The organism is Rufibacter roseus (assembly GCF_001647285.1).
Taxonomy (GTDB): Bacteria; Bacteroidota; Bacteroidia; order Cytophagales; family Hymenobacteraceae; genus Nibribacter; species Nibribacter roseus.
This window is the reverse complement of record NZ_LRML01000022.1, coordinates 46,388-52,480: the sequence shown is the minus strand read 5'-3', so window position 1 is coordinate 52,480 and position 6,093 is coordinate 46,388. Positions and strand designations below refer to the sequence as shown.

Sequence of the window (6,093 nt, the reverse complement as noted above, 5' to 3'; positions counted from 1 at the left end):
ATAAATAATCTTGTTCCTCCCTTTCTTCTCTTTTGGTACAAGTTAAATGGTTTTTGCAAACATAGGATTGTATAAAAATCATGCTTCGGCCGACGGCCTTGCACGTTTTTTATACTAGTCCGTTACCCGCAATTGAAATAATAAAAATCAGCAGGCACAGCAGAAAAAATTATCAGCTAGAGTAGCAGAACCAGCAATAAAAACCAGCAAAAAAACAGAAGTAGTCGGCAGAAAAATTAAATTACCTTAGCAAAAGAGATAAAACGCCGCCCGACTTTTACCTTCAATAGTAGCAGAAGTCGCAGAAGAGGAATTGACGTTGCGTTTGAGCAAAAGGATTTATCAGCAACGCTTGCAAAACGACGGATGGGCAACGCGTTTTCGGCTTGATTTCCAGAAAACAGCTCAAAAACGGACAAGAGAATATTTGATAAAAAATTCGGCAAGCTGTTTTCGCGCTCTTTTTCTGAAAACAGGCCATAAACAGAAATAAAAAAACTCGGCGGGCTTTGCAGTAAAACAAACTCGCCACAACAATGCATAAACGTCAGCCGACGGCCGACGGCCTTGGCCGTCGTTTATACGAGCCGTTGGCTGAAAGACTAAATAAAGAATTACAATTTTGAGCAAGAAAATGAAAGTAATAGCCTTTCTAATCTTGATGGCTACAGCCCCGCTTTCTGGATACTGCCAGAAGAAGGTTACTTTCAAGCACAACATCACCTATGATACAGCACATCTAAGAGATTTAGATAAGAACATTCAGTTGGATTACAGCGACAGCTCAAAAGTGTATTTTGACGACTCTGAATTCTGCATCAAGTTTAAAGGAGGTGATAAAGCATTAGTAAAATACTTTGTTGATAGCTTTCAATTACCCTATAATGTTAAAGATGATAGTATCAGTGGGAAAGTCCTTGCCAGCTTCACTATCAATGAAAAAGGCGAAGTTGGAGATGTCAAGATAGTTGAAGGACTTGGTGATGAGATTGACAATGAAGTAAAGAGAGTTATCTCTGCCATGCCAAAATGGATTTGGGACTGCGATTACAAACCTAAAAGGCCAGTCAAGACAAAAAGATTTGCACCCTTTATTATAGAATAGAGTACATAAAAAGTCCTTCAGCCAACATGGTGTAAACGGCACCTCGGCCGACGGCCTTCGCCGCCGCTTACACTAGACGTTATAGCCCATTTATAAAATTAAAAATTGACACTCAAACAAGAATATAGACAATTCCTTGAAGAGAATTTCAGAGGTTTGAAAATCAAAGCTCCCTTGTTCTTCAACTGGGACAATGCCTTGAGGTTTGACCTTCAGGTGGGTGAAACGAACACGGACGAATATTTTCAAGAAGTAGAGCGGCGGGCAGTAACCTTGTTTGAAGAAGCTTTCAAGCCTAACGACAGAATTTACTTTGTCCTTCAGGAGCGCACGGACAAACGCGGAAAAATAAGCTTCTCAAATTATAGCTTCAAGCAAATCAAAGGGCTGAAAAAGGATGAATTAACGTATTCAAAAGTCCATAGGTTGTATGAACCAGCCGACAAGACAGACATTTGGAATGTGGCAATAGCAAAACTTAGAACTGACAGGGTAAACTACCGCAACATCTTAGCGGCTATTAGTGTCGTGGATTTCCCTCCTCGACAACCTAGGTTGGATAGCAGGGGATTTCTCACGCACAAAGAGGCTTTCTTCCTGAACATTGACAGAAAGTTAATCTACTACATGTATGATGACCGTGGCCTAGACATTGAGGCCAAGGACAAGGAAACCCTTCTGCCGATATACCATAAATTCAACGACTGGATTCTAGAATGCAATCGTGAGCAAATTGATAACGCACTAAAGAAAAACGGGCTATAACAAGGTGCATAAGCCATGCTACGGCCGACGGCCTCGCACGCCTAATGCACTAGACGTTGTATGTAACTTTAAAAATTTATGATTCAATCCAAAAATGCTATTAGAAATCAAATATTATGTTTCGTACTGATATCCGTTTGTATTTTTTCCCCAGGACTTCTCCTAGCTCAGACGGATTACTACATCCCCAAAGCATTACATATACCTCTTCACAACCAGAAAAACCAGCTTCACACATCATTAGGCTGGGGTGGAGGGTACGACCTGAACCTTTCCTATTCACTAACCAATCACCTTTCTGTTTTCTCGACAGCTAATTTCGACAACACTGTCCACAGTAGGCAGAAGTTAATGGGAGATAGGTTTCATCTCTTAAAAGATGATTATGTTTTTAATGCGGGCTTAGGGTATTTCTCGAAAATAGATAATCCCTTGGTCACGATTATCGAAGCCTATATCGGTGCAGGAACAAGCAAAGTCGACAATTACTGGCATTTTCCTGGGAACACCCACGGGGAATACACGAAAGCCCAATATAGAACTGCCTTTGTTCAATTAAACGCGGGTAAAAAAGTAAGCTTTGGAGAGTTGGCGTTTGGAATAAGAGTCGCATATTCCAAATACAGTGACTTTGGATTTTACAGCAGTCATCCCAATACCCGTTATATTACCAAAAGGTACGAGGGCTTAGAAGGTATGAGTGCAGACCCTGCTGTAAGCTATAGCTACCTATGGAAAGGCTTTAAGTTGAATGCCCAGGTAGGCGGTGCAATACCAGTGTTTTTCCCTTCCACTAAATTCATTACAACCCATTCCTTGAATGACGGTGATATTGTTTTTGAGAATGAGGAACGAAACCCAAGGCTTTATAGCTTAATTGGCCGAATATGTGTGCAATACAACTTAAACCTGGGAAAGAAAAGCAACAAACAACAAGGTGCATACTAAACCCTTGCTCCGCTGCGGGCTAAGCATGCACTAGACGTTGGGGTTAATTAATACAAATAAAAAATTTGATGATTAACTATTTTAAGATAATAAAACTTTCATGATTTTATTTATTTGTACTAACATATTAAATCTGTTCATTTGTTGGCAGGAGAATGCAAAGTTAAAGTGGAGCGATTTCCAAGGAGAGCCTAATAACAAATTTAAAACAACTCTTAACACAAATGCTGGGGCGGTGACTGCAACCAGACTTACAAGAACTCCGATTTCAGATGAAAAGGGATTCCTGAATTATGACATAACAGTATGTTTTATAAAGGATTTGTCTTTTACAACAGATACGACATCTTCTGAGTTGTTGCAACATGAGCAGTTACACTTCGACATAATGGAACTGTACGCCAGGAAAATCAGAAAGAGTTTATCCTTATTAGTCGCTAAAAAAAGCAGAGACCGCAAAGAATTTGATTTAATAATTGATGAAATCCTTTTAGAGGAAGAAGAACTTTCAAAGCAATATGATATAAGGACAGGTAATGGAGGTGTAGACTTTGTACAGGAAGAATGGAATCTAAGAATTCAGAAAGAACTGGATGCAATGAAAGCCTATGCGGCTCATCCTAACCTTTGTAGTTGCGAAACGATAAATAAAAATAACTAACCCCAACATTGTGTTCTATGGTAAAAGCAACAAAAACCGCATAAATATCCCAAGAACCGCTCCCTGAACTCAGTCTCGGCCCTGCAGGCACACGTAGGGCGTGTTTCTTTCGATGACGGCGAACATGCGGCTGACGATCTTGTTCTTTATGGCATTCAGGACTGCCATCGGGTGCTTCCCCTCCGCCGTCTTCCGCTCATAGTACTGCCGGTACTCATTCTTCGATTTGATACTGGTCAGCGCGCCCATGGTCAAGAGGGCCTTTATCTTCTTGTTGGCGATCTTGGACACCTTCGTCCTTCCCCTCACGCTCGTGCCGGAGGTGTGTTTGAAGGGTGCTAGCCCTGCATAGCAGGAGAACTTGCGCCAATCGGGAAACCTGGTGAAGCCCCTTGTGATGATGAGCATCTGGTTGGCGATCTGCTCGCCCACACCCGGCACCGAGCAAAGGAGCTCCTTCTTCTCCTGTAGCCCTTCTTGGGCCTTTATCCTTTTTCCGATCTCCTCTTCCACCTCCCTGAGCTTCTTGTCCAGCAGCCTGACCATATCGGCCTCGATCCTGAGCAGGAACCGCATGTCCAGGCAACCCTCCAGTACCTTCAGCTCCTTGATGCGGGTCTTGTGCGCCGCCCTCTCTTTGAGCAGCCGCTCCCTCTGGGAGGAGAGTTGCCCCAGCTCCAGCAGAAGGTCAGGGGCTGCCTGGCCGAAGCTCAGCTCCTCCAGGTTCCTTTTCAAGTACCTGGCGATCAAGAGGGAGTCCGCCTTGTCATCCTTTCCCCTTTGGATACCCATCGAGCGCCTGATGCGGTAGGCGTTCTCAGAGACGAACCTGAGCTTCAGCCCAGAGAGGAACCTGCCGATGCCGATCGAGTAGACGCCAGTGTCCTCAAATCCGAATATCAGCTCATAGGCTTCCTTCGAACTTAGCCTCCTGACCCACCTGAGCAGCTGGTTGAACCCCGCCCTACTGTTCTTGAATTGGTGGTGGTCATGCCTGCCGTCAGGGAAAAGCACGGTGGCATCCATCACGAGCTTTGAGATGTCAATGCCGATGAAAAGTTTTTTTTGCATATCTTTCTTTCAGGTTAGAAGAAGGTTGAACGACTCTCACCTTTAGCAGGCATGGGGGTCTAGTGTTCTATCTGGTCAAGGTTCAACCGCAGAAAATTGGGAGAGGACTAACACAATGTAGGGGCATCAAATCCTATATAAACGCTTAGTTCTCCTCTCCCTTTTCTAATGTAAGAAATTGTACTGCAAGTAGTAAAACAAATATAAAGGTGCAAACGCCAGCATCGGCCGACGGCCTCCGCCGCCGTTTGCACTAGACGTTAGGGGTAAGTAATAAATAAAGAAAATATAAGAATGGGTTTACTTGACCTTTTATCGGAGTTGCCAATTTTTCTTTCTTCAGTTAGTGATGAAAGAAATAGAAAAAAGAAAAACAGCTTAATTAGAACCTTTTCTATTTTACTTTTTATAGTTGGGACTATTTGGTTGGTTCGTGAACTGCCGATAATTAAGGATTTAGTGAATCCTGTTATGTTCATAAGCTTAAGCGGCCTAGCAAGTTTAGTATTAGCAATACTTTTAATTATAGGGCTGTTCAATCTTGGACTCCTCAACTCAATAAGTCCGACCGACTTTGCTCTTATAGTTTTGGCTGTTTCCCTTAATTTATTCTGTATTACAAGTTACTTTAATAAGGAAAGTGGGTACAAACTAATGAAAATATCATCTGCAAATGTGTCAGAAAAATACCTAACCCCTAACAAGGCATAAACGTCATCTCGGCCGACGGCCTTCGCCGTCGTTTATACTAGACGTTGTGCGTAATAAGAACTATGAAGAATATTGTTTTTATATTTTTACTATTGTTTAGCTGTAAGGCATTTGCGACAGAGCAGATTCCCGATATATTGTTATACAATGGGAAAAAGTATGAGTGGAGTGGTTATAGCCCAGCCTTTAAATATTTTGAAGACAATAATCTAAAAGCCCCTGCAAACGCCGCAACTACTACCGCTCTCTATAGGAATCTCATAATGACTTATTCAATTGAGAATGACTCTTTGTATCTCACTGATGTAGAAATTTTAGTTAGAAACGGGGAGAGAAATGATTTCAATAATCCTCCTAAAACGGTAAGGGAGTCGGTTTTTAAGGATTATTTTCCAGAAAAGTCAAAAGTGCTGATGGACTTTTATAATTCCATCCACACTATACCTTACGGAGAGGTAATAAGAGTCACAGAAAATAATTGGACGGACATACACCATGAGAAGCACCTTGTTTTCCAGATAAAGAACGGGCATGTTGTAAAAAAGCTAGACTTGGATTACAAAGAACTTTTGAAATTTAAGAAAAGACAATTTAATAGATTTAAGAAAACCAAGGAATATCAGCTTGCATTGCAGGAGGAGGCTAAGAATTTAGAGGAGTTCAACTATTTTAGGCCAAAAAAATACTCTATGGACGAATACCTGCAGTTGGTTATTCTTGAAAAAGTGAGCAATATTAAATAGAATTACTCCGCACAACATTGTGTAAAAGTCATGCTACGGCCGACGGCCTAGCACGTCTTTTACACGAGACCGTTGTGTGGTATTTAAAA

General features: G+C 41.8%; 8 protein-coding genes. 6 read left to right on the top strand and 2 right to left on the bottom strand.

Translation table 11 applies throughout. The annotated features are described in order from the left end of the window. Window positions 1-236: 236 nt before the first annotated feature. Window positions 237-542 carry a hypothetical protein gene (locus A8O23_RS21505; RefSeq protein ID WP_153042304.1) on the bottom strand — a complete coding sequence of 102 codons (306 nt, stop codon included), beginning with the start codon at window positions 540-542 and terminating at the stop codon, window positions 237-239. 92 nt (window positions 543-634) lie between these two features. On the opposite strand from A8O23_RS21505, the gene A8O23_RS20295 reads away from it, so the two are divergent. The 4 genes from A8O23_RS20295 (at window position 635) to A8O23_RS20280 (ending at window position 3,479) form a co-directional block, all read left to right on the top strand. Next, window positions 635-1,105, top strand: coding sequence for an energy transducer TonB (locus tag A8O23_RS20295; protein ID WP_066625698.1), 471 nt, complete (start codon window positions 635-637; stop codon window positions 1,103-1,105). Between the two features lie 105 nt (window positions 1,106-1,210). Beyond that, the gene (locus tag A8O23_RS20290; RefSeq protein WP_066625696.1) at window positions 1,211-1,870 is read left to right on the top strand and encodes a DUF3885 domain-containing protein; all 660 of its coding nucleotides are present in this window, start codon (window positions 1,211-1,213) and stop codon (window positions 1,868-1,870) included. A gap of 78 nt (window positions 1,871-1,948) precedes the next feature. Continuing rightward, window positions 1,949-2,818 carry a hypothetical protein gene (locus A8O23_RS20285; protein ID WP_066625695.1) on the top strand — a complete coding sequence of 290 codons (870 nt, stop codon included), beginning with the start codon at window positions 1,949-1,951 and terminating at the stop codon, window positions 2,816-2,818. A gap of 100 nt (window positions 2,819-2,918) precedes the next feature. Further along, window positions 2,919-3,479, top strand: a complete 561-nt coding sequence (locus tag A8O23_RS20280) for a DUF922 domain-containing protein (protein WP_066625693.1) — start codon at window positions 2,919-2,921, stop codon at window positions 3,477-3,479. A 69-nt stretch (window positions 3,480-3,548) separates the two neighbouring features. On the opposite strand, the gene A8O23_RS20275 is transcribed toward A8O23_RS20280, so the two are convergent. After that, complete coding sequence (locus tag A8O23_RS20275) at window positions 3,549-4,550, bottom strand: transposase (protein ID WP_066625690.1); 1,002 nt, start codon at window positions 4,548-4,550, stop codon at window positions 3,549-3,551. A gap of 294 nt (window positions 4,551-4,844) precedes the next feature. On the opposite strand from A8O23_RS20275, the gene A8O23_RS20270 reads away from it, so the two are divergent. After that, the gene (locus A8O23_RS20270; RefSeq protein WP_066625687.1) at window positions 4,845-5,261 is read left to right on the top strand and encodes a hypothetical protein; all 417 of its coding nucleotides are present in this window, start codon (window positions 4,845-4,847) and stop codon (window positions 5,259-5,261) included. A gap of 62 nt (window positions 5,262-5,323) precedes the next feature. Then, on the top strand, window positions 5,324-6,004 hold the full coding sequence (locus tag A8O23_RS20265; protein WP_066625684.1) for a hypothetical protein: 681 nt from the start codon (window positions 5,324-5,326) through the stop codon (window positions 6,002-6,004). Window positions 6,005-6,093 lie beyond the last annotated feature (89 nt).